This is a genomic window from Streptomyces galbus (genome assembly GCF_005280195.1).
GTDB lineage: Bacteria > Actinomycetota > Actinomycetes > Streptomycetales > Streptomycetaceae > Streptomyces > Streptomyces galbus.
On the sequence record NZ_SZPR01000035.1, the window covers coordinates 16,092 to 36,995 of the forward strand.

The window sequence follows — 20,904 nt, forward strand, 5'->3', positions numbered from 1 at the left end:
CGGCAATGGCCTCGTTGTTCGAGTCGTACAAGGCCGCGGCGGTCGTGTGGTCCGGGACCACCGCGACTTCCCCACCAGGCTCAGTGGCCGGCGCCTTGGCCACCGTCTACGGGAAGGATGACGCCAGTCACGAACGGAGCGTTCTCAAGGTAGATCACAGCATCGACGACATCGTCGACTTCGCCCATGCGGCCCAGGGGATTCACAGTGCCGCGGGACTCATGCGTCTCGACGTCATGCATGGGAGTCTTGATGACGCCGAGGGCGACGGCATTGCTGCGGATGCCCTGCTCGGCGTACTCGGTGGCGAGGGCCTTGGTGACGGAATTCAGACCTCCCTTGGTCAGCGCGGCCAGAGTGGCTTTGGACGCGCCAATCGCGTGCTGGGCGGTACTGGCCGTGATCTGGACGATGTGCCCGCCGCCCTGGGCGAGGATGTGAGGAACACTCTGCTGCGTGATGTGAAAGAAGCCATGCACATTCACTGAGAGCACCCTGGCGAAGTCGTCCTCGGTGAACTCGGTGAAGGGCTTGCCGATGAAGATTCCGGCGTTGTTCACCAGAGTGTCGATGCGCCCGAACTTCTCGATACCGGCTTCGACAACGCGCTCGGCGGTGGTCGGATCGCCGATGTCACCCGGAACGGTCAGTACGCCTGAGTCCTCGGAAGGAGCGATGTTCCGAGACGTGGCGACAACGTTGTACCCGAGCTTGCGGTAGGCGACGACCAGCCCGGCTCCGATACCCTGTGACGCACCCGTAATGACTGCGACCTTCTCAGTCCGAATGCTCATGACGGTCTCCTTCGAATCATTTTGGTTTCGTGCCATGTGCGGCATGGATTACGCATATTGCCTGAGTGAAGCCTGGTCGACGGCTACGACGCAGTAAGCTCTCTTTTTGACCTGGCGGCTGGGGCGCCCCCTGTCATTGCAGGCTCCATGGGCTTGTCTGCCCTTCGCTGTCCATAGACCGCATCACTGCGGCCCGCCCACCCATTCCGGCAAAGAACAGAAAACACGGGACGAACGTGCAAGCCCTGCCCATCAGTCCCGGGCTCAGGCGCCGGCGCCTGCGGCTTCCTCGATGAGGTCGGTGACGGGGCCCGGCTGGGAGGCGAGGGATGCGTGGCTGGCATCCAGCTCGATCGTCTTGCGCGGGTTCATGCGCTGGGCCATGCGGCGCTCGTTGTCCGGGTGGATCATGCGGTCGCTGGTGGAGACCTGGTACCAAGTCGGCTTCACGCGCCAGGCCGGCGCCGTGACGGCATCTCCGAACGTCGATCCCAGCGGCGCCTTCTGCGTCACCGCCATGATCAGCGCCTCCTCGTCCGACAAGTCCTGGGCGAAGCTCTCGTGGAACTTGTCCTGTTTTACCCACAGGTATCCATCGGAGTCGGCCGTGATGTTCTCAATGGCCGCAGGGGGCGCCTCCTGGCTTATCCGACCAGGGCTTTCCCCAGCGTCCGGCGCGAACGCAGCCACATAGACCAGTCCGGTGACCTGGGGCAGGTCTCCGGCCTCGGTGATGACCGCTCCTCCGTACGAGTGGCCGACCAGCACCACGGGGCCGTCGATCTGACGGACCATCCTGCGCGTGCGCTCGGCATCGTCGGCCAGGGAGGTCAACGGATTCTCCACCGCGTGCAGCGAGGTGAACCCGCGGCGGCGAAGCTCGGTGATGACTTTGCCCCAGTGGGCAGCGCCGCCCCAGAATCCGTGAACCAGGACGATCGCAGGCTTGTCAGGCACAGGGCTACCTCTCGCAGAAACCAGCATGATCTGTTTTCACGCACTGTCCGGAAACGGCCACACCGGCGATCCTTCGCCACAGCGTCCTCCTCAAGGGAGTTGAACGGCTGCCTTCCGGGCCTCCACCCTCCCCTCACCAGCCATCCCGGGGTCACGCCCCGATGGCCAGGATGCCCACGGAAACGGCCACGGCGTGCGGCGCGACCGCCCGCCTCAGACCGTGACACGCCGGTCATCGCGATGGAGCGGCAGTGCGGGCAGCTGTGCCCGTCATCGCGACTGCTGTGAGTCTCCCGATTCGCTGTCCGGCCGTCACCACGATCGTCATGGGCTGCCGGCCCTGCTCGACGGCCGAGTGCAACGCGGTGTAGAACCCGACCGACAGCGTGCCGCCGACGGAGAGTTCGAGGTAGTCGGTGAAGACCGGCGGGGTAAGGCTGTGCGCCAGGGTCGCCCTGGCGACGTCTGTGCGCGGCACCGCATCCCGGTCGCCGCACGCGGCCAGGGGCATGCGCCGAGCGGGCAGGCACAGGTCCGGGGCGGACTGGTCGTCGAGACTCGTGCACCGGCGCCCGCTCGCCGTGCTGCGGCCGGGCTCCGTCCGCGACGTCGCCGCCATGGTCCGCTTCTGCGCGCGGCACCGCACCCCGGTCGCCGCACGCGGCCAGGGGCATGCGCCGAGCGGGCAGGCACAGGTCCGGGGCGGACTGGTCGTCGAGACGGCCCCGCTGGCCGCGATCGGCGCGCTCGGCCCCGACAGCGCCACCGTCACCGTCGGCGCGGGCGCAAAGTGGAGCGACGTCGCCAGGGGGACCCTGGCGCACAGCCTGACCCCGCCGGTCTTCACCGACTACCTCGAACTCTCCGTCGGCGGCACGCTGTCGGTCGGCGGCATACCAGCTCTACCCGATCCGGCGCGACCGTCTCACGAGGCCGCTGTTCCGCACGCCCGACGACCCGGCGCCGTACCTCTTCGGTCCTCGGCGCCGTCCCCGCCCGACGACACCGCGGCCGTGCGGCGCACCCTGGCCGCGAACCGTGCCGCCTACGAAGCCGCGGCCGCCGCGGCCGGCACGCAGTACCCGGTGGGCCGCGTCCCCTTCGACGGGCGGACTGGCACACCCAGTTCGGGGCCGCGTGGCCGCAACTGGCCGCCGCCCAGCGGACGTACGACCCGCACGGCATGCTGACGCCGGGTCAGGGTGTCTTCTGAGGCGTGCGGGAGGGCATTTCGGGGGATTGAGGGCGTCGTCGGGATTCCCCGCGGCCAGCGCGCGCACCGCTGCGTGCCGGCCTATGGCGGACGCGCGTAGAACTCGGGCATCATCGTCGCGCACCACCTGCACGGTCGCCCCACAGGTCGCCTGACTCACCGCAGGGAGGATCACCCGTGAAGACCCTCATGAAGGTCTTGCGCAGCGTCCGGATCCGATCGGTCCTGACCGCTCTCGCCCTCGTCGTCGCCCCCGGTGCCGTAGTGATCGGCGGAGCCGGCGAGGCGTTCGCCGTCACCAAGATCAGCCACGCCACCGCCACCTCGATGTTCCGCGAGGTCGGCATCACCTGGTCGTCGTCCGGCAACTGCTCGGACCGCTACAACTCCACCTGTACGTCGTTCGAGCAGCTCAACCTCGCCACCGCCCAGGGCGCCCAGACCCTGAAGCGGGCCACCGGGTGCGCCCTGAACATCACCGGCGGGACCGAGACCGGCCACGCCTCGGGGACGTACTCGCACTGGAACGGCTACAAGCTCGACTACGCCAAGTCCACCTGCCTCACGAGCTACATCAAGAACACCTTCACCTACATCGGGGTGCGCGGGGACGGCGCCCCGCAGTACCAGTCGGGCTCGGGCAACGTCTACGCCGACGAGGGCAACCATTGGGACGTCCTGTACTACAACTGCGGCGGCTGCTGACCGCCGGCTGCCGCGGCCGGTGACGACGGCGGCGGCCGGGGGTGCGCGACGGTGGTCGAGTCGGCGAGATTCCGTCACCGGGCTGTGAAGAACCCGAGGGATGCTGGTGCCCAGTCCGGCGCGCACCGGCGCCGCTCACTCGGGGGAAGCACACCATGAACACCGTTCGCACCGCCGCCGTCGTCCTCGCCGCCGTGTCCGCGCTCGCACTGTCCGCGTGCGGTCCGTCCGAGGACGGCGCCTCGGACGCGGGGAGCACGGCACCGTCCGCCGGCACTACCCCGTCCGGGGCGCCGTCGAAGCCCTCCGCCGCGCCGAAGGCCCCGTCGGCCTCCGCCACCCCTCCGGCTCCTTCCGCGTCGTCGTCCGCGACGGATGCCGACTTCGACGTCTTCCCGTGCAGCACGTACGACGTGACGTTCACCGCGCACCTGGCGGAGCCGACGACCAGCAGCTACCTGCTGAAGATCACCAACAGCAGCGGCAAGGCGTGCCGGGCCCTCGGCCACCCCGTCGTGACGTTCGGCGACCTGGACGGGCAGGCCACGCAGCGCGGCGGGGCCCCCGGCATCGAGGACGCGCTGCGGCTCGAGCCGGGCGAGTCGGCCTACGCCGGCCTCCTGGGCGGCACCCACGACGGCACGGGCAGCACGGTGGACTCGATCGCGCTGACCATGGACACCGAGTCCGACCTGGAGCAGAAGCCCCTGACCGCCTCGACGCCGGGTCTGTACGTCTCCCCCACCGTCAACTCCGTGACCCCCTGGGTGGACAACGCGGAGGACGCCCTCAGTCTCTAGCCCGTCGTCTCCCCCGCGGCCGCGCGCGTCGGCGACAGCACCCAGCGCAGGCCCGCGGTCACGGCCGTGCCGAGGGGGCGGACGCACAGGTCCTCCGCGACGGGCAGCCGGGGCAGCCGCAGCTCGCGGGAGGCCCAGCCGGGCAGCAGGGAGACCGCGCCGGCGGCGAGGGCGCCGTAGGGCAGGCGGGCGACCAGGGGCACCGGCGGGTTGAGGAGGAGGTAACGGGCGGTGCTGCGCGCCTCGGCCGTCGCCCGCAGTTCGCCGCGGTAGGCGGCCAGGCGCTCGGCGAGTTCGGCCCGGTCGGCCGGCGGGTCCGGGATGCCGAGCTCACGGGCGATGCGCGCCATGTCGGCGACGTAGCCGTCGCAGCCCTCGTCGTCCAGGGGGTGCGCACCGTAGCGCTGGTGGGCGCGCAGGAAGGTGTCGACCTCGGCGACGTGGACCCAGCACAGCAGGTGCGGGTCGGACGCGGCGTACGGCAGGCCGTCGGCGGTGGTGCCTCGGACCGTCTCGTGCACCGCGCTGACCCGCTCGCAGGCGGCCCGTGCGCTGTCGGCGGTGCCGTACGTCGTGACGGCGAGGAAGGTGCTGGTGCGCTGCAGCCGTCCCCAGGGGTCGCCGCGGAAGCCGGAGTGGGCGGCGACCGCCGCCATGGCGAGGGGGTGCAGCGACTGGAGGAGCAGCGCGGACAGGCCGCCGATGAACATGGACGCGTCCCCGTGGACGCGCCGGACGGGACGGTCGGGGCCGAACCAGCGCGGGCCGGGGGTGCCGTGGATCGCGGCGCGGTTGCGGGGGCCGTCCGGACCGGCCACCCGGGCGAAGATCGCGGCACCGATCCGGTCGCGCACCGTCGACGCGCCCGGCGGAAGGAGATTCATGAGCGCTCCGGCCTCCTTCTCCCGCGGATGTCCCCCGGTTCCCCCGTCCTCACGTCTGCCCCGCTGCCCCGACGCGACACCTCGCGCCGGGGCGGCGGGGTGCGGAAGGACGATTGCGTCCGGTCAGCTCGGGCACGCGTCCGCTGTACGTCTCCCCGATCCGAGGACGGTGACGCGATGAGCGAGTACGAGCGCTCCCGCACGATGCCCGCCCAGCCCGAGCAGGTGTTCGACCAGGCGGCCCAGGTCGAGCAGATGGACACCTGGCTGCCCGACGCGCTGCACGTGCGGGCGGAGGAGCCGCCGTCCGTCACGGTGCACGAGGACCGCACGGACGAGGACACCTCCGCGACCCTGCGGGCGCGGCCCGACCAGATGCGGATCGAGTGGGGCACCCGCGAACGCGGCGGTTACACCGGGTGGCTGCAGGTCGCCGGGGTGGACAGCGGCGCCAGCGAGGTGATCGTGCACCTGTCGTTCTTCGACGAGGCCCACGACCCGGGCGAGGACGCCGTGCGGGACGCCCTGGACAGCAGCCTGCGGCGCCTGGAGGAACAGGTGCGGCTGCGCGTCGACAACGCGGCCGGGTGAGGTGCGGATCATGCGCGGCAAGGGACGCGGCAAGTCGTACGCCGTCGCCGCCTCCGGGCAGTGGACGGACGAGGAGGAGGGCCGCCGCCGGCTGCCGGCCGGGGAGGTGCACGCGTGGGAGCCGGGACGCAACGAGACGGTGTGCGGGCTGTCGCTCAGCCGCTCGCGGCTGATCCGCTTCGCGGGCGTCACCTGGACGGACACCTTCCCCGAGTCGGGCGGCGCGGCGGACCGGGTGCAGCGCCAGTGCCCGCGGTGCGCCTCCGTCGCGGGGCGCCGCGGGAGCGACGCACGGCCGGTCTGGCACCGGACGAACCCCCGGCCCTGACCCGGTGACCGGTACGCCGCTCAGCGCTCCCGGTGCAGCAGCAGGAGCGCGATGTCGTCGGTGCGCTGGGCGGTGGTGCTGGTCCGGCTCAGGAGGACGTCGACGAGGCGGTCCAGGTCCCCGTCGTCGGCGTCGGCGAGGTGCCGGGCGAGCGCGGTGATGGAGTCCCCCAGGTCGGTGCCGGGGGTCTCGACCAGGCCGTCGGTGTAGAAGACCAGGGTCGCGCCGGGGACGAGCGGGAGGTCGGTGACGGGGAACTCCGCGACCGGGTCGATGCCCAGCAGCGGTCCCGGCCGCAGGGGCACGGGGCGTGCGGTGCCGTCGGGAAGGCGCAGCACGGGCGGCGGGTGGCCGGCGCCGGCGAGCCCGAGGCGTCCGCGGGCCACGTCGACGTGGGCGTAGAGGCAGCTCGTGAACAGGTCGGAGCCGAGGTCGGTGAGCAGCCGGTTGGTACGGAAGAGCACCTGGTCGGGGGTGGTGCCGGCGGCAGCGTGCGCGTGGACGGCGGTGCGGACCTGGCCCATCAGCGCGGCGGCGGCGACGTTGTGGCCCTGCACGTCGCCGATCACGGCGGCGGCCGCGCCGTCGGCGAGCCGGATCAGGTCGTAGAAGTCGCCGCCGATGTCCATGCCGCGGGTGGCGGGCAGGTAGCGGGCGGCGACCCGCAGGCCGCTGAACCGCGGCAGGGCCCGGGGCAGGAGCGCCTGCTGCAGGCCGTGGGCGAGCGCGTGCTTGGTGTCGTACAGGCGGGCCCGGTCCAGCGCCTGGGCGACCAGGCCCGCCAGCGAGGTCATGACGGCGCGCTCCTCGGCCGGGAAGTCGTGCGGCCGGTCGTAGGAGAGCACGCAGATGCCGACGGGCCGGCCGGAGATGATCAGCGGCAGGAAGGCCCAGGCCTGCTTGCCGCTGACCTGGGGGGCGTCGGGGTAGATGCGCCGCATCTCCTCCGCGTCGTGGAAGAAGGCGGGGATGCCGCTGGCGAGGGCGCGGCCGGCCGGGGTGAAGCTGGTGTCCAGGGGCAGTCCGTCGAGCCGTTCGACGGAGAACCGGCTGTAGCCGCGGTGCCCCATGATGCGCAGCCGGCCGGCGTCCGCGGAGGACAGCACCAGGCCCTGGGCGTCGAACGCGGGCATGATCTGGTCGGCGACCAGGTCGATGACGTCCTGGACGCTGACCACCTCGGTCAGCGCGGCGGCCAGGTGCGTGAGCTGGTAGAGCCGGCCCGCGCGGGCCGGGGTCACCGTACGGCCGGACCGGCGGGGCGCCGGCGCGGCGGGCAGCGGGGCGCCGCTGTCCACGATCCGGACGCTGATGCCGCTGGCGTCCGGGTAGAGGTGGAAGTCCAGCCACTGGCCCGGTGGGCGGCAGGCGGTGAACGACACGGGCTCCCGGCTGAGCACCGCCGCCCGGTAGCGGTCCTCGTAGGTGGGGTCGTCGAGCCAGCGCAGGGACTGCCAGGGCAGCGTGCCCAGCAACTGTTCGGCCCCGAGGCCCAGGAGGTCCGCGGCGCCCGAGCTGACGTAGGTGAAGCGGCCCTCCAGGTCGAGGGCGACGCTGCCGCCGGGCAGCCGTTCGGCGAAGTCGGCCGCGGCCAGGGCCGGGCTCACCGACCGCCGCTCGTCGGTGACGGGGACGACGCGCGGCCCGCCGTCACACACCACGGGGCCGCCGTGCTCGGAGGTCTCCTCCAGCAGCCGGGCCAGGCGGTGGCAGCTCGACGCGATGTTGCCGCGCTCGCGGGCCGTCATGTACGGCGGACGGGTGGCCGGCCACATCAGCAGCAGCGTCCCCCAGCGCCGTACGCCGGTGACCGGGGCGGCCGCCATGGCGAGCGGGTACGGCAGGGCCAGCGCGGTCCGCGGGTACAGGCGCGCCAGCTCCTCCTGGTCGCCCAGCCAGATCAGGCGGTCCTCCCGGGCCGCGTGGGCCACGGGGGCGGGGGAATTGAGGCGCACCCGCGCCCAGGGCAGGGCGAACTCGGCCGGGGCTCCGCACAGGGCGTCGATGCACAGCATCTGCTGGTCCGGCGCGAGCAGGTACAGGGCGCCGATGGACGCGCCGGTACGGCGGACCGTCTCCGCGAGCGCGGCGTCCCGCTGTGGGGTCCCGTCGGCCCGATCGGCCGGGCCGGTCACGGGACACCTCCCGCGGGACGGCCGGCGGCCGCACGGCACCGCCCGCGGTCGCGCACCGCTGCTCCGCCGTACCCGGCACCGTCCATAGGGCGACGCTACGCCTGTGCGGGGGCGCGGGCACACCGTCGTCGCCCGGGGAACCCCGCCGGGGTCACGGCGCTGATTCGGCACGTCCATTTCCGCATCGCGCAGCAATAGCGGCGAGCAGCAATTACACCGTGCGGACATTGAACAAGTAATTTCCGCCGATTGATATTTTTCTGCATTATTCGGACGCAATCGGACACTAAAAGGGGTGAGCCCAACCGCAGCTCAATCACAGGGAGATGGTTGGTATGGCTTCCGTAGAGAAGACCGTCGAAGAAGTCCGCATCCGCGACGTCGACCTCGAGGCGGTGCTCGACCCCGCCGAGGCGGACGGCGTCTTCCGGGACAGCAGGGAATGCGCCGCGCTCGCGCTGATCCAGGGTGAGGGCAGCCTGCTCCTCTCGCCGCCGACTCCGCGCCCGAAGAAGCGCTGACCGGCTGACGGGAACGTTCCCCATGAAGCAGTCAGGCGCTTCCGCCCTCTTGCAGGGCGCTGTGCAGGACCTCGCTTCGGGTGTGGCCTCCGCCCTTCGGGGCGGGGGCCGCACCTCGCGGGAGGACCTGCACGCAACGGTCCGGTCGACGAGCGATCTCGACCTCGCGGCGGCCCGGGTCCTCGGAGCCGACCTGCTCCTGCCGGCCGTCCTGGACGGCACCGCGCCCACCGGCCCCGAGGTGGACCTGGCGCGCCGGGCCTTCGACGCCTACCCGCCGCCGGTCACGGCGGCGCCCACCGTGGCGTGGAGCCACTGGGCCCTGGGCCACACCCTGCGCCGGGTCGGCGCACCCTCCGGGCCCGTCCCGGAGCCGGGCCCGGAACCCGACGCCTCCTGGCTGACCGGCGCACCGTGGCCCTCGCTCACCCACCACCTCGCGGTGCTCGCCCCGCTGGCGCTGCCCGGGCAGGACTGCGCGGTCGCCCGCCTCGCCCGGGGCCGCACGCTGGACGTCGCCCGGGGGTTCGTGCGCGCGATCCGCCGCCGCGACTGGTACCAGGCGGCCGGCGCCGGCCGCTGGCTGGCGGTGCTGCCCGATGTGCCGCACACCCTGGGCCTGCCGAGCGGACTGGACTTCGTCGAACTCATGGGCGGCGGGGACGCCCGCGTGCTGCTCCAGGTGCGGGCCGCGCGGCTGATCGGCAGCGGGGTGTCCGTGTGAGCGCGGCCGACGTGCGGCAGGTGGCCGGGTCGGACCTGCGGCGGACGGCGCGGGCGGTTCAGGAGGCGGCGCTGCGCTGGCTCTCCCGCAACCGGGCGCACTTCCTGCTCGGCGACGGCGCCCTCGCGCCGGACGGCCGGGTGAACGACAGTTGGAAGCCGCTCGGCGAACTGGCCCAGGTCTGCTCGACCCTGTGCGCCCGCACGCCCCCGTCGGACCCGGTCCACTCGTGCGCGCGCGAGCTGCTGGCCTTCGCCTGGCGGGAGACCGGGGAGGGGGCGCTGTTCCTCCCTCTGCAGCGGGGCGAACCGTTCGCCACGTACCCGCTGGAGGTGTACGCGGCCTTCGCCTCGGCCGGGTTGCGCCACCCCGGCTACGAACGGGCCGCGGCCACCGTCGCCGCGACCCGCGGCTGGCGGCTGACCGAACAGCACCCGACCCGCCGACTGGGCGTGCTGTGCGCCGAACGGCAGATCGGGCTCCACCGGGACGACCACGAGTCCGAGCTGCTCGCACGGACCTGGCTGGGCGGGCTGCCGGAGCCCTGGACGTTCGAGCGGGCCTCCGGCTACGCCCTCACCCACGTCGTGTTCCACCTGACCGACTGGGGCCGCGGCGGACCGGGCCTGCCCGCGGCGGTGGCCGACCACCTGGCGCACTGGTCGCCCGCCTGGCTGGTGACGTGTCTGGAGGCCGGCCTGTGGGACCTCGCCTGTGAGGTGGCCGCCGTGGCGGCGCTCGTGCCCACGGCCAGGACCGATGCCGCCTTCGAGGCGGCGCTGGGCGAGACCTGGCCCCGGATCGCGAGGGCGCAGTACACGTCGGGAGCCCTGTGCGAAGTCGACACCCGGATGCCGCAGGCGGCCCCGTCCCAGGAGGCCGTCCCCCGGGACGAGGGCGCCCCGGGGCCGGACGGGCACGGCTTCCGCACCTGTTACCACTCCACTCTCATGGCCGCTTTCGCCGCCGGGCTGACGCTCGCCCGGTGGGACGGCGTGTGCGACGAGCCCTCGCCGTCGTGGATGACGACAGGAGTCCCCGGATGACCGACACGCGTCTCCTGCACACGGTGGGCGTGCGCGCCCTGGAATGGCTGTGGGCCCACCGGGACGGCTTCCGGCTGGAGTCCGGCGTGGACCCCGAGATCGGCTTCCTGGAGCGGTTCAAGCCGGTGGGAGAACTCGCCCAGATCTGTGCCGTGCTGTTCCGCGAGGGCGTCGCCGGGTCGCGGCAGGCCGAACTGGCACGCGGCCTGCTGGACCACGCCTGGCGAGAGACCCTGGACGGCGGCCGGATGCTGGTCCGCGGCCAGCGCATCGAGCCGCTCTCACCGATCCCCGGCGAGGTGTACCTGCCGTTCAGGGAGCTGGGACACCGCATGCCCGACCTCGAGCGGTACGTGCTGCTCAACCACCGTCTGGCCAGCTCGACCGCCTGCGAGACGAAACCCAACCGGCGGCTCGGACTGTCCGCGTTCCAGCGGCGCTTCGGCCTGACTCCGCGCCCCCAGGAGCACGAGGTGCTGCCGTCGACCTGGCTGGCGCGCACACCCGAGCCGTGGACGGTGGAGGGGCACATCGCCTACGACGTGACGCACACCGTCTTCCACCTGACCCGCTGGGGCGAGGACCCGGACGGGCTGCCGCCGCGCCTGGCCGACTACCTCGCCGCCTGGCTGCCCGTGTGGCTCGACGACTGGCGCGACCTGCGCCGGTGGGACCTGCTGGGCGAACTCCTCGTCGTCGACGCCTGCCTGCCCCGGCCGACCCTCGACGAAGCGGCCTGGACGGCGTTCGCCGGGGCGCAGCAGCCGGACGGCGCCGTGCCCGCGGTGGGCGACCTGCCCGCGGTGGACGACCCCCAGGACCTGTTCGACGTCGTGTACCACCCGACGCTGGTCGCCGCCTTCGCCTCCACGCTGGCCACGTCCCGGTCCCTCAGCGCACTGGCCCGGGCGTCATGAGCGGCCGGACGGTCCTCTGGCCGGGCCAGGACCGCGATCCGGATCCCGTCCCGGCGCCGGGCGAACGGGAGGACGCACCCGACGAGGGAACCCTCGCCGAGCTGCTGACGGAGGCCGTGGACACGGCCGACGCCCCCGACGTCGTCTTCGCGCTGTCCCGGCACGGGCGACGACTCGTGCGGTGCGGCGGCACCGCCCCTCCCCCGGCGCTGCCCCGGCAGGACCTGCGCTACGAGATCGGGTCGGCCACCAAGTCGTTCACCGGGCTGCTGCTGACCGAGCTGATCCGGCGCGGGGTCCTCACCGGCGGCGAGCGGGCCGCCGTCCTGCTGTCGCCGGAGAACGTCCCGCACGCGTCCCGCGCCACGCCGGCGCACCTCGTGACGCACACCGCCGGACTGCCCGGACTGCCCGGGGATTTCTACCGCAGGGCCCTGCCCGCCTGGTCCACCGCCCCGTTCACGCGCTACCCGTCCGAGCGGGTCGTCGAGGCGTTCCTGCGGTACCGCCCCCGACGCGAGCCCGGGACGCACTGGCACTACTCCAACTTCGGGTTCGCCGTCCTCGGCCACGTCCTGGGCGCGGCCACCGGGGTGCCCTGGGAGGACCTGGTCGCCGAGCACCTCCTCGGCCCGCTGGGGCTGAGCGGCACCTCGCTGCGCCCCGGGGACACGGACCTCGACGCGACCGGCCGGCGCAAGGACGGGGTGACGCCCACGCCGTCCTTCGACCCGGGCGGCTTCCAGGCGGCCGGCGCGGTCCGGGCCACCCCGCACGACCTGCTCACGTTCCTGGAGGCCCACCTGCGGCCCGGCGACACGCCGTTGGCGGGCGCGCTGCGGTCGGTGCGCCGGCCGGTGCTGCGGCGCGGCCGGGGGCTCCTGGAGGAGCACACGGTGAGCTGGTTCCGGCACCGGGTCGGGGGCGGGGCGATGTATTTCCACAGCGGCGCGACCCTCGGCCAGCAGGCGTTCCTGGGCTTCCGGCCGGACCTCGGGACGGCCCTGGTGGCGGTGTGCACGCGCCGGTTCCGCGCCCGCGATCCGTTCGTCGCCACGGCGTACGGGCTGCTCGCGGACCTGTGAGCGGACCCGTGAGCGGACCTGCGCACGGTTCTGTGCGGCGAAGCGCCCGCCGGCCGGCCCCCGAACGGCCCGCTGACACGCCGGTGCGCCCGGGCGCGCAGGTGGTGTCACCGCGCGCCCGGGCCGTGCGACGGCCGGGCCGGCGTCTCCTCAGAGACGCTGCCACAGGGCCGGGGTGACGTCCGGCGCCCAGGAGTTCTGCGCCTGGTGGGTCTGCAGGCAGCGGTAGCGGACCTGGCCGTGGGTGACCGTGGTGCCCACCTGGTACACCCGGCCGGAGCTCCAGCCGTCGGCCGCGCCGCTGTTGTCGGCCGGGACGGCGGTCGTCTCCCCGGTGGTCTTCAGGGTGAGGCCGAACGCGTCGAGGATCGGGTTGACCGGCTGGAAGAACGTGGTGCCGCCGGCCGTGCAGTCGCCGGAGCCGCCCGAGGTCACGCCCTGCGCCTGGGACCCGCTGATGTAGGAGCCGCCGGAGTCGCCGGGTTCGGCGCACACGTCGGTCTGGGTGAGCCCGTTGACGGTGCCCTCGGCGTAGTCGACGGTCGTGTCGCGCTGCTGGATGGTGCCGCAGTGCCAGCCGGTGGTGGAGCCGGAGCGGCACACCGCCGCGCCGACGACCGCCTCGACGGAGCCGGCGACCGGCACCAGTGCCCCGCCGTCGCCCTTCACGTTCGGCGTGGCGGTCCAGTCGGCGTTCGTGGCGATCCAGGACATGTCCTCGCCGGGGAACGTGGAGGCCTGGAACACGCCCTGGTCGGTCTGGTCGGCGCCCTTCGTCGTGGAACCGGCCTGTCCGCAGTGCCCGGCGCTGACGAAACCCTGCTGGTCGGCCTTGGTGATGGAGAAGCCGATGGAGCACCGCGCCACGTCGTCGATGTAGTAGGCGTCACCGCCGACGATGTCCGCGAACAGGCGGGGGCGCTGGGCGGACACGCGGACGGCCGTGTGGTCGCCGGGGGCGTCGGCCGCCTTGACGAACGCGGCGGCGGCCGCACGGGTGGTGGCCTGGACGACGACGCGGTTGGAGCGGACGTCGACGTACCAGACGGGCGTGGCGGCGGCGTCGACGCGCTGGGCGGCGGCGTCGAGCTTGTGCTGGACCGCGCGCAGTTCGTCCAGGTTCCAGCGGACGACCACGGCCTTCGCGCCCTGCGCCTCGATGGCGGGCACGTCCGCGCGGTCGGTGGTCGCCACGGTGAGGTCGGCCGACGTCGCGCCCTTGACCCAGGCGCCGGCGAACCGCTTGCCCAGGGCGTTGTGCAGGACACCGGCCCGGGTGCCGGCCTCGGCCTCGTTGGCCAGGCGGTCGCTCGCCTGGCGGGGCGTCAGGCGCAGGTCGCGCTGCAGGGCGCGCAGCACCTCGGCCGACGGGGTGTCGGCGCCGACGGTCCGGGCGGCGGTGGGCAGGGGGCCGCGGTCGTGCGGCGGTGCGGCCGGCTCGGCCGACGCGGAAGGGTGGAGCGCGGTGAGCGCGAGCGTACCGAGTGCCGCCAGGGCGGCTCTGTGGGCGACCGCACGACGTCTGCCTGCCATTCGGCGTACCTCCTTGGGGTGCGGTGAGCGGTTCGTCAGGCCACAGGCCTAGCCACGCGGGAGCGTGCGATGACGGGGCGCGCGCCGTTTTGGTTCCTTCGGGGTACGCCGGGCGGGCATGTGCAGTAGTTCGCGCGGGAGTGTGCTGCGCGGGCCGCGCGGGCGGCGCCGCGCACGGCCGAGCGGGCCGCCGGAACGGGTGCCCGGCGGCCCGGGTCGCCTGCGTGCCGCGAGGGTCAGCCGGTCAGCAGGAGGCGGTCCACTGGTGCGAGGAGTAGTCGTTGTCGTTCATGCCCCAGTCGTAGTAGTCGCCGCGGACGACGCAGAGGTCCTCGTTGACGTAGTTGACGTCCATGTACACGCGGACGTCGTCGTACGTGGCCGGCGTGCCGTTGTTGTAGAGGGAGTCGGCCCGGTCGCCCCAGCCGTTGTCGTGCCAGTTGGGGTCGCTGCCGGTCCACCCCATCCGGGCGCCGGAGTAGTCGTCGTCGTCCCAGACGCAGAACTGGCCCTGGGGGCAGTCGCCGAGGGCGGCGGACGCGGTGGCGGCGGGCAGCAGCACGCCGGCCGCCGCCAGTGCCGCCGCCAGGGCCGTTCCGAGAAGGGCTCGTCGCATGGTCGTTCTCCTTCGTGAGGGTGTGCGGTGCGGGTGGTGCCAGGTCCGTCAGGGGTTCGGGGCGGGCGTGCGGAGGACGGTGGCCGCCTCCGGCAGCGCCGCCCGCTCCAGGCGGACCAGCTCGTCGAGTTCCTCGCGGAACCGGTCGCGGACGCGGGGGCGCCAGTACGCCTCCCGCTGCCGCAGGGTGCGGGCCAGGCCGGAGGACCGGGCACAGGTCGCCTCGACGACGGCCGTGCGGACCTCCCGTGCGTGGGCCTCGGCCGGTGTGCTGCCCGGGGTGCGCCGGTCGAGTTCCGCGCGCAGTTGCCCGGGCGAGGCGACGTCGTGCCCGCGGGTGCGGGCGCACCGGCTCCAGGCGGCGACGCCGTCCTTGAAGTCGTCGTCGTCGCGGACGCGCTGGCGGACGAAGACGTCGATGTTGTCCGAGAGCCTTCGGGCCGGGAACCAGCGTCCGAGGTCCCCGTAGAGGGTCTTGCGGGCGGAGGCGAGGCAGCCGCGGTCGCTGGTGCTGAGCCGGCCGCCGCCGGGCAGCTCCACCGACACCTGGCGGCCCGTGCCGTAGAGGGCGCGTGCCCAGTCCGCCGAGGGGCGCGCCGGGGCGGCCTGCCCCGTGCGGGCGGGTGCGGCGCGGCGCGCGTCCGGGGCGGCGCCGGCGGCCGGGGTGAACGCGTCGCCGTAGCCGTACGTCTCGGCCCACGCGACGTCGGTCACGAGGTACGGGAAGCTGCGCCCGGGGCCCCGGTCGCGGGCGGACGGGTCGTCGGGGGGCGTCTCCCGGTAGGCCCAGCCCCGGTCGTGCATGCAGCGGTGGACCAGGCGTTCCTCCGCGCGGTGCAGGGTCGCCTTCTGGGCGGCCGACAGGGGGGCTCCCGCGGGGGCGGGGTCGGCGGGCCCGGGCGAAGTGGCGTCGCAGGCGCCCAGCAGCAGGACGGCCGCCGTGACGGCCGTGGTGCCCAGCGCGCGTTTGGTGCGGCCCATGGTGCGGTGCTCCTTCGCGGGTGTCGTGACGCGGGTGGGGTGTCGCAGGGGTACGTGGGAGGCGTGCGTCGGAGGCGTAGGTGTACGGCGCTCGCCGCGCCCCGGCCGGCGGCGGGACCGGCCGGCCGGGGTGCGGTGGATCCAGCGAAGGGCACCGGGGAGTTGTCCGAAAGCCTCGTCGGCGGGGTCTGGACAACCCGACAATGCGTCGGCGCAGGTCAGGCGGTTTGTCGCGGGTCGGTGGGGCTGTCGTCCGGGGCGGGCTGGGCGGGCGCCGCGTCGACGAGGCGGGCGCCGATCGCGTGGGTCACGGCGTGGGAGCCGCCCCGCCGGTCGGCGGGGGCGTCGGGGTCGGCGAGGAGCGCGTGCAGCGCGAGTGCGCCGGCCAGTGCGGCGAGTACGGTCGCCAGGGCCACGAGCAGCACCACGGCCCACCGGCGGCGCCGCTCGGCCGCGCGCGAGGCGGTCAGGAAGGCGCGCTCGCGGGTGCTGAGGTCGTCCGGCTGCCGCCGCGCCCAGGACCGGGCGGTGGCCAGTCGCGCGCCGCGGTCCAGCGCGCCGGGGTGACGGCCCGACGTGTGCCAGTGGGCGGAGGCCAGGGTCAGGCGGCGGTGGGTACGCAGGCCCTCGCGGTCGTCGGCCAGCCAGTGGCGCAGCCTCGGCCAGGCGGTGACCAGGGCCGGGTGCGCGGGTTCGGCCGTGGACGCGTCGAGGACGACGAGGCGGGCGTCGGCCAGCTCGCCGAGGAGCCGGTCGAGGTCGTCGCGCGGTGCCAGGCCGACCAGTTCGCCCCGGTCGACACGGCGCGGGGTGTCGTCGGTGCCGTCGCCCAGGGCGGTGAGGCGCAGGAACAGGGCGCGCAGCAGCCGTCGTTCGTCCGGCGTGGCGGCGGCGTACGCCCGCTCGGCTCCCTCCGCCACCCTCGCGCCGACGTCTCCCGCGGACAGGTGGTCGGACAGCCGGAGGACGTCACCGGTGCGCCGCGTCCACGTGTGGTGCAGGGCGTCCGACAGGAGCGCGGGTGCGCCGGGCCGGCCGGCCAGATCCGTCAGGAGGGCGTCCAGCAGGGCGGGTTCGACCGCGAGTCCGGCCGCCTCGGCGGGGCCCAGGACGGCCCGGCGCACCTCCTCGGCGCGCAGCGGCTCCAGCCGCACCCGGGCCGCACCCTCTGCCGGCAGCCCCGGCAGGGGGGCGTCGGACCGCAGCGCCAGGACGACGCGCAGGCGGTCGTCACCGGCCCGCGCGACACGGGCGAGTTGGTCCAGGAAGGCGTCCCGCTCGGCGGCGGGAACGCTTCGGAAGAAGGCGTCGTCGAGTGCATCGACGGTCACGAGCACCCGCGTGCGCGACGACCGGCACGGCAGCAGCGCGCTGAGCGTTCGGTGCAGCGCCCCGGGGGTCCGGGTGAACTCCTCGCGCAGCGCCTGAGGTTGGACGTCGCTCCTCAACGCTCCGATCTGCCGGGCGAGTTCGGCGAGCGGGTCGCGTGACGGGGTGAGGGCGAGGTGGTGCCAGTCCGCGCCGAGGGCGGGCGGCAGGCCTGCGTGCAGCAGGGAGGTCTTGCCGCTGCCCGAGGGGCCGGTCAGCAGCACCGGGCCGGGCGTCTCCCCCGCGGTCACCAGCCGCACCAGCCGGCGTACCGGCTCCTCCCGGCCGAAGAAGTACGGCGCGTCGTCCCCGGTGAAGGGCCGCGGCCCCGGGTACGGGCACCGCCGCGCCGTCGGCCCGGCCGGTTGCGGCATTCCCCGGGCGTGCCGGGCCTCGGCCCGCCCGCGGGCCGCCGCCGCGTGCCAGCGGGCCGCCCACTCCTCGCGGTCGCCGCCGCACGCCTCCGCGAGGGCCACCGCGACGTCGAGGGTCGGCAGCCGGCTGCCCTTCGTCGCCTCGGCCAGGGTGCTGGCGGCGTAGTGGGCGCGCTGGGCCAGTACCCGGTAGCTGGGCGCGCCCGCGTGGGTGCGCAACTGCCGCAGCTCCCACGCGAACCGGGCCACCGGCCCGGCCTGGGGGTCCAGTGCGCGCTCCGGCCGTCCCGCGCGCCGTCCCCGTGATCCCCGTTCGTGTCCTGTCACTCGCAAGCCTCGCTCCCCGTGTCCCCGGGGGCGGGTCGGTCATCCCCGCCCGACCGGGCCGACTCGCCGCCGGGGTGCCGGGCGGTCGGCCGCCCGGACCGGCCCGGCGGCCGTTCACCGACGGGACGGTCGGCCGGGCGCGCCGGTATGCCCGTACGACGGTGGTGTCCGGCCCGCGGAGACGACGGCGGGCGGGAGCGGCGGCGGACGCGGCACGGCTCCGCTCCCCGGACGGGGGAACGGAGCCGTGGTCACGTCTCGGGCGGCGCGCGGCCGCCCCGGTCGCTCAGCGGGCGGCGAGCAGCTCCAGCGTGTCGATCACACGGTTGGAGAAGCCCCACTCGTTGTCGTACCAGGCGACGACCTTGACGTGGCGGCCGTCGACCCGGGTGAGGGCCGAGTCGAAGATGGAGGAGGCGGGGTTGCCGGTGATGTCGGAGGACACCAGCGGGTCCTCGGAGTACTCCAGGACGCCGGCCAGGGGCCCCTCGGCCGCGGCGCGGTAGGCCGCCAGCACGTCCTCGCGGGTCACGTCGCGCGAGACGGTCGTGTTGAGCTCGACGATCGAGCCGACCGGGACCGGCACGCGGATCGAGTCGCCGGACAGCTTGCCGTCGAGGTTCGGCAGCACCAGGCCGATCGCCTTGGCGGCGCCGGTCGTGGTCGGCACGATGTTGACGCCGGCGGCGCGGGCGCGGCGGGGGTCGCGGTGCGGGCCGTCCTGGAGGTTCTGCTCCTGGGTGTAGGCGTGCACCGTCGTCATGAACCCGTGCTCGATGCCCGCGAGTTCGTCGAGCACGGAGGCGAGCGGGGCCAGCGCGTTGGTGGTGCAGGAGGCGTTGGAGACGACGGTGTGCACGTCCGGGTCGTAGGCGTCGGTGTTCACGCCGTACGCGAGCGTGACGTCGGCGCCGTCCGAGGGGGCGCTGACGAGAACCTTGCGCGCACCGGCGTCGAGGTGGGCGCGCGCGGCCTTGGCGGCGGTGAAGCGGCCGGTCGCCTCCAGCACGAGGTCGACCTCCAGCTCGGCCCACGGGAGCTGGGCCGGCTCGCGCTCGGCGAGGACGCGGATGCGGCGGCCGTCGACGACCAGGGTGTCCCCGTCCACGGTCACCGGGCGGCCCAGGCGGCCGGCGGTGGAGTCGAAGGCCAGCAGCCGGGCGAGGGCGGTGGGCTCGGTGAGGTCGTTGACCGCGACGACCTCCAGGGCGCTGTCGCGCTCCAGCAGGGCGCGCAGCACGTTGCGTCCGATGCGGCCGAATCCGTTGATGGCGATACGCGTCATGAGTGTGATGTCCCTTCGGTTCCCCACCAGGTTCGCGCGGGCTCCGGGGGCGGGCCAGCGGCGCGATCGCCATGGTTCGCAAGGATCGCGCCAGGGGTGGCGGGCGGGCGGCGGCGCGGGTGCCGACGGGTGGGCCGGCCGGTGTCCTGCGCGGATGGGACGTACTGGTCGGAGCCGTCGGGGCGGGGCCTACTCGCCCCGGGTGAAGGTGCTGCGGTACTCGCTGGGTGTCGTGCCGAGGATGCGCCGGAAGTGCAGGCGCAGGTTCGCTCCGGTGCCGAGGCCGACGTCGGTGGCGATCTGCTCGACGCTGAGCTGGGAGCGCTCCAGCAGTTCGCGGGCCGCGTCGATGCGGGCGCGCATCACCCACTGCATGGGCGTGTAGCCGGTGTCCTCCACGAAGCGCCGGGAGAACGTGCGCGGTGAGACCGCCGCGTGCTCGGCCAGCGCCTCCAGCGTGAGGGGTTCGCCGAGGCGGCGCAGGGCCCACTCGCGGGTCGCGGCGAACCGCTCGCCGAGGGGTTCCGGCACGCTGCGCGGCACGTACTGCGCCTGGCCGCCGCTGCGGTAGGGGGCGGCGACCAGGCGCCGGGCGGCGTGGTTGGAGGCGGCGACTCCCAGGTCGCCGCGCAGGATGTGCAGGCACAGGTCGATGCCCGAGGCGGCGCCGGCCGACGTCAGCACGCTGCCCTCGTCGACGAACAGCACGTTCTCGTCGACCCGCACGCGCGGGTGCTTCGCGGCGAGGGCGCGGGTGTAGTGCCAGTGGGTGGTGGCGCGCCGGCCGTCGAGGAGGCCGGTGGCGGCGAGGGTGAAGGCGCCGGTGGAGATGGCGGCGAGGCGTGCGCCCCGCCGGTGGGCGGCGCGCAGGGCTTCGACGACGGCGGGCGACGGGTCGTCGCGGTCGGGGAAGCGGTGGCCGGGGATGAAGACGACGTCGGCCCAGGCGAGCGCGTCCAGGCCGTGGGCCACGTGGTAGGCGAGCCCGTCGCCGCCGGTCACGAGCCCGGGCGCGGCGCCGCAGACGCGGACCTCGTACGGCATGCTCGCGCGGGTGGTGAACACCTGGGCGGGGATGCCGACGTCGAGGGGTTTGGCGCCCTCGAGGACGAGGACGGCGACGCGGCGGAGGCGGGGGGACGGCGCGGGCATCGGGCGGGTCAGCGGGTGGTGACGTTCTCGGTGAGCAGGCGCAGCAACTGCTTGGCCAGGGCGTCCTGTTCGCGGGTCAGGCCCATGGCGTCGCCGATGGCGAGCGGCACGGCCCGGGCCCGCTCGCGCAGTGCGGCGCCGGTGTCGGTGAGCCGGATGGCGACGGACCGCTCGTCGTCGCTGCGGCGCTCCCGGCGCAGCAGACCGTGTGCCTCGAGGCGCTTGAGCAGCGGGGAGAGCGTGCTGGACTCCAGTTGGAGGGCGGCGCCCAGCTCCCGCACGGAGATCTCGTCCTGCTCCCAGAGCACCAGCAGCACCAGGTACTGCGGGTAGGTCAGCCCCAGTTCGTCGAGCAGGGGGCGGTAGCGGGCAATGACGGCCCGGGAGGCCGCGTACAGGGCGAAGCAGAGCTGGTCGTCCAGGAGCAGCGAGCCCTCGGCCGGGTCGGACGGCACTGGGTTCATGGCCGGCTCCTGTCCATGGGGGTCATTGGCGGTCATCGGGTGTCATTGGAGGTCATCGGCGTCGTGGCGCCGGTCGCCGCGCCGTTCTCTCCGGCGCCGGAGCG

Annotated in this window: 22 protein-coding genes and 1 pseudogene; 11 read left to right on the forward strand and 12 right to left on the reverse strand. The window is 74.2% G+C overall.

The features are described 5' to 3' along the window. Positions 1-80: 80 nt before the first annotated feature. The 3 genes from E4U92_RS32815 to E4U92_RS36275 all read right to left on the reverse strand — a co-directional run bounded on the left by E4U92_RS32815 (position 81) and on the right by E4U92_RS36275 (position 2,262). Entirely contained in the window at positions 81-794 is a 714-nt protein-coding gene (locus E4U92_RS32815; RefSeq protein WP_137304083.1) for an SDR family NAD(P)-dependent oxidoreductase, read from the reverse strand. Between the two features lie 264 nt (positions 795-1,058). After that, complete coding sequence (locus E4U92_RS32820) at positions 1,059-1,751, reverse strand: alpha/beta hydrolase (protein WP_137304084.1); 693 nt, start codon at positions 1,749-1,751, stop codon at positions 1,059-1,061. 232 nt (positions 1,752-1,983) lie between these two features. Further along, on the reverse strand, positions 1,984-2,262 hold the full coding sequence (locus E4U92_RS36275; RefSeq protein ID WP_174864118.1) for a hypothetical protein: 279 nt from the start codon (positions 2,260-2,262) through the stop codon (positions 1,984-1,986). Between the two features lie 106 nt (positions 2,263-2,368). On the opposite strand from E4U92_RS36275, the pseudogene E4U92_RS36915 reads away from it, so the two are divergent. The 4 genes and pseudogenes from E4U92_RS36915 to E4U92_RS32840 form a co-directional block, all read left to right on the forward strand. Then, positions 2,369-2,584 (forward strand): annotated as a pseudogene (locus tag E4U92_RS36915) (FAD-binding protein); the annotation flags it as partial. Next, entirely contained in the window at positions 2,542-2,964 is a 423-nt protein-coding gene (locus E4U92_RS36920; RefSeq protein WP_241681790.1) for a hypothetical protein, read from the forward strand. The pseudogene E4U92_RS36915 and the gene E4U92_RS36920, both read left to right, overlap by 43 nt. Positions 2,965-3,153: 189 nt before the next feature. After that, complete coding sequence (locus tag E4U92_RS32835; RefSeq protein WP_137304171.1) at positions 3,154-3,669, forward strand: hypothetical protein; 516 nt, start codon at positions 3,154-3,156, stop codon at positions 3,667-3,669. A 155-nt stretch (positions 3,670-3,824) separates the two neighbouring features. After that, on the forward strand, positions 3,825-4,469 hold the full coding sequence (locus E4U92_RS32840) for a DUF4232 domain-containing protein (RefSeq protein ID WP_137304085.1): 645 nt from the start codon (positions 3,825-3,827) through the stop codon (positions 4,467-4,469). Here E4U92_RS32840 and E4U92_RS32845 read toward each other — a convergent pair. Then, a complete protein-coding gene (locus E4U92_RS32845; RefSeq protein ID WP_137304086.1) occupies positions 4,466-5,353 on the reverse strand; it encodes an oxygenase MpaB family protein in 888 nt (295 codons plus the stop codon). The genes E4U92_RS32840 and E4U92_RS32845 overlap by 4 nt on opposite strands. 177 nt (positions 5,354-5,530) lie before the next feature. Between E4U92_RS32845 and E4U92_RS32850 the strand changes: the two genes are divergently transcribed. Both E4U92_RS32850 and E4U92_RS32855 read left to right on the forward strand, forming a co-directional pair. Then, a complete protein-coding gene (locus E4U92_RS32850) occupies positions 5,531-5,944 on the forward strand; it encodes an SRPBCC family protein (RefSeq protein WP_137304087.1) in 414 nt (137 codons plus the stop codon). A gap of 10 nt (positions 5,945-5,954) precedes the next feature. After that, on the forward strand, positions 5,955-6,272 hold the full coding sequence (locus E4U92_RS32855; RefSeq protein ID WP_137304088.1) for a hypothetical protein: 318 nt from the start codon (positions 5,955-5,957) through the stop codon (positions 6,270-6,272). Positions 6,273-6,292: 20 nt separating this feature from the next. On the opposite strand, the gene E4U92_RS32860 is transcribed toward E4U92_RS32855, so the two are convergent. Continuing rightward, positions 6,293-8,407 (reverse strand): SpoIIE family protein phosphatase, encoded by a 2,115-nt coding sequence (locus tag E4U92_RS32860; protein ID WP_229862920.1) that lies wholly within the window; start codon positions 8,405-8,407, stop codon positions 6,293-6,295. Between the two features lie 335 nt (positions 8,408-8,742). Between E4U92_RS32860 and E4U92_RS32865 the strand changes: the two genes are divergently transcribed. Genes E4U92_RS32865 through E4U92_RS32885 form a run of 5 tightly spaced genes read left to right on the forward strand, consistent with a single transcriptional unit; the run spans position 8,743 to position 12,700 of the window. Continuing rightward, on the forward strand, positions 8,743-8,928 hold the full coding sequence (locus E4U92_RS32865; RefSeq protein ID WP_137304089.1) for a hypothetical protein: 186 nt from the start codon (positions 8,743-8,745) through the stop codon (positions 8,926-8,928). A 22-nt stretch (positions 8,929-8,950) separates the two neighbouring features. Then, on the forward strand, positions 8,951-9,652 hold the full coding sequence (locus E4U92_RS32870) for a hypothetical protein (RefSeq protein WP_137304090.1): 702 nt from the start codon (positions 8,951-8,953) through the stop codon (positions 9,650-9,652). Beyond that, positions 9,649-10,698: a DUF6895 family protein gene (locus E4U92_RS32875; RefSeq protein ID WP_229862918.1), complete on the forward strand. Its 1,050-nt coding sequence runs from the start codon at positions 9,649-9,651 to the stop codon at positions 10,696-10,698. Before E4U92_RS32870 ends, E4U92_RS32875 begins: the two co-directional genes overlap by 4 nt. Then, positions 10,695-11,615, forward strand: a complete 921-nt coding sequence (locus E4U92_RS32880) for a DUF6895 family protein (RefSeq protein ID WP_137304091.1) — start codon at positions 10,695-10,697, stop codon at positions 11,613-11,615. Before E4U92_RS32875 ends, E4U92_RS32880 begins: the two co-directional genes overlap by 4 nt. Continuing rightward, positions 11,612-12,700, forward strand: a complete 1,089-nt coding sequence (locus tag E4U92_RS32885; RefSeq protein WP_137304092.1) for a serine hydrolase domain-containing protein — start codon at positions 11,612-11,614, stop codon at positions 12,698-12,700. The genes E4U92_RS32880 and E4U92_RS32885 overlap by 4 nt, the downstream gene beginning before the upstream one ends. A 150-nt stretch (positions 12,701-12,850) precedes the next feature. Here the strand turns inward: E4U92_RS32885 and E4U92_RS32890 are convergent, their stop codons facing one another. The 7 genes from E4U92_RS32890 to E4U92_RS32920 all read right to left on the reverse strand — a co-directional run bounded on the left by E4U92_RS32890 (position 12,851) and on the right by E4U92_RS32920 (position 20,800). Beyond that, complete coding sequence (locus tag E4U92_RS32890) at positions 12,851-14,233, reverse strand: alpha-lytic protease prodomain-containing protein (protein ID WP_137304093.1); 1,383 nt, start codon at positions 14,231-14,233, stop codon at positions 12,851-12,853. Between the two features lie 244 nt (positions 14,234-14,477). After that, complete coding sequence (locus tag E4U92_RS32895; protein ID WP_137304094.1) at positions 14,478-14,849, reverse strand: peptidase inhibitor family I36 protein; 372 nt, start codon at positions 14,847-14,849, stop codon at positions 14,478-14,480. A 48-nt stretch (positions 14,850-14,897) separates the two neighbouring features. Next, positions 14,898-15,830 carry a hypothetical protein gene (locus E4U92_RS32900; RefSeq protein WP_137304095.1) on the reverse strand — a complete coding sequence of 311 codons (933 nt, stop codon included), beginning with the start codon at positions 15,828-15,830 and terminating at the stop codon, positions 14,898-14,900. A 218-nt stretch (positions 15,831-16,048) separates the two neighbouring features. After that, positions 16,049-17,821 carry a helix-turn-helix domain-containing protein gene (locus E4U92_RS32905; protein ID WP_137304096.1) on the reverse strand — a complete coding sequence of 591 codons (1,773 nt, stop codon included), beginning with the start codon at positions 17,819-17,821 and terminating at the stop codon, positions 16,049-16,051. Between the two features lie 364 nt (positions 17,822-18,185). After that, entirely contained in the window at positions 18,186-19,184 is a 999-nt protein-coding gene (gap, locus tag E4U92_RS32910; RefSeq protein WP_137304097.1) for a type I glyceraldehyde-3-phosphate dehydrogenase, read from the reverse strand. Between the two features lie 189 nt (positions 19,185-19,373). Further along, on the reverse strand, positions 19,374-20,336 hold the full coding sequence (locus E4U92_RS32915) for a GlxA family transcriptional regulator (RefSeq protein WP_137304098.1): 963 nt from the start codon (positions 20,334-20,336) through the stop codon (positions 19,374-19,376). Between the two features lie 8 nt (positions 20,337-20,344). Continuing rightward, complete coding sequence (locus E4U92_RS32920; RefSeq protein WP_174864123.1) at positions 20,345-20,800, reverse strand: MarR family winged helix-turn-helix transcriptional regulator; 456 nt, start codon at positions 20,798-20,800, stop codon at positions 20,345-20,347. Positions 20,801-20,904 lie beyond the last annotated feature (104 nt).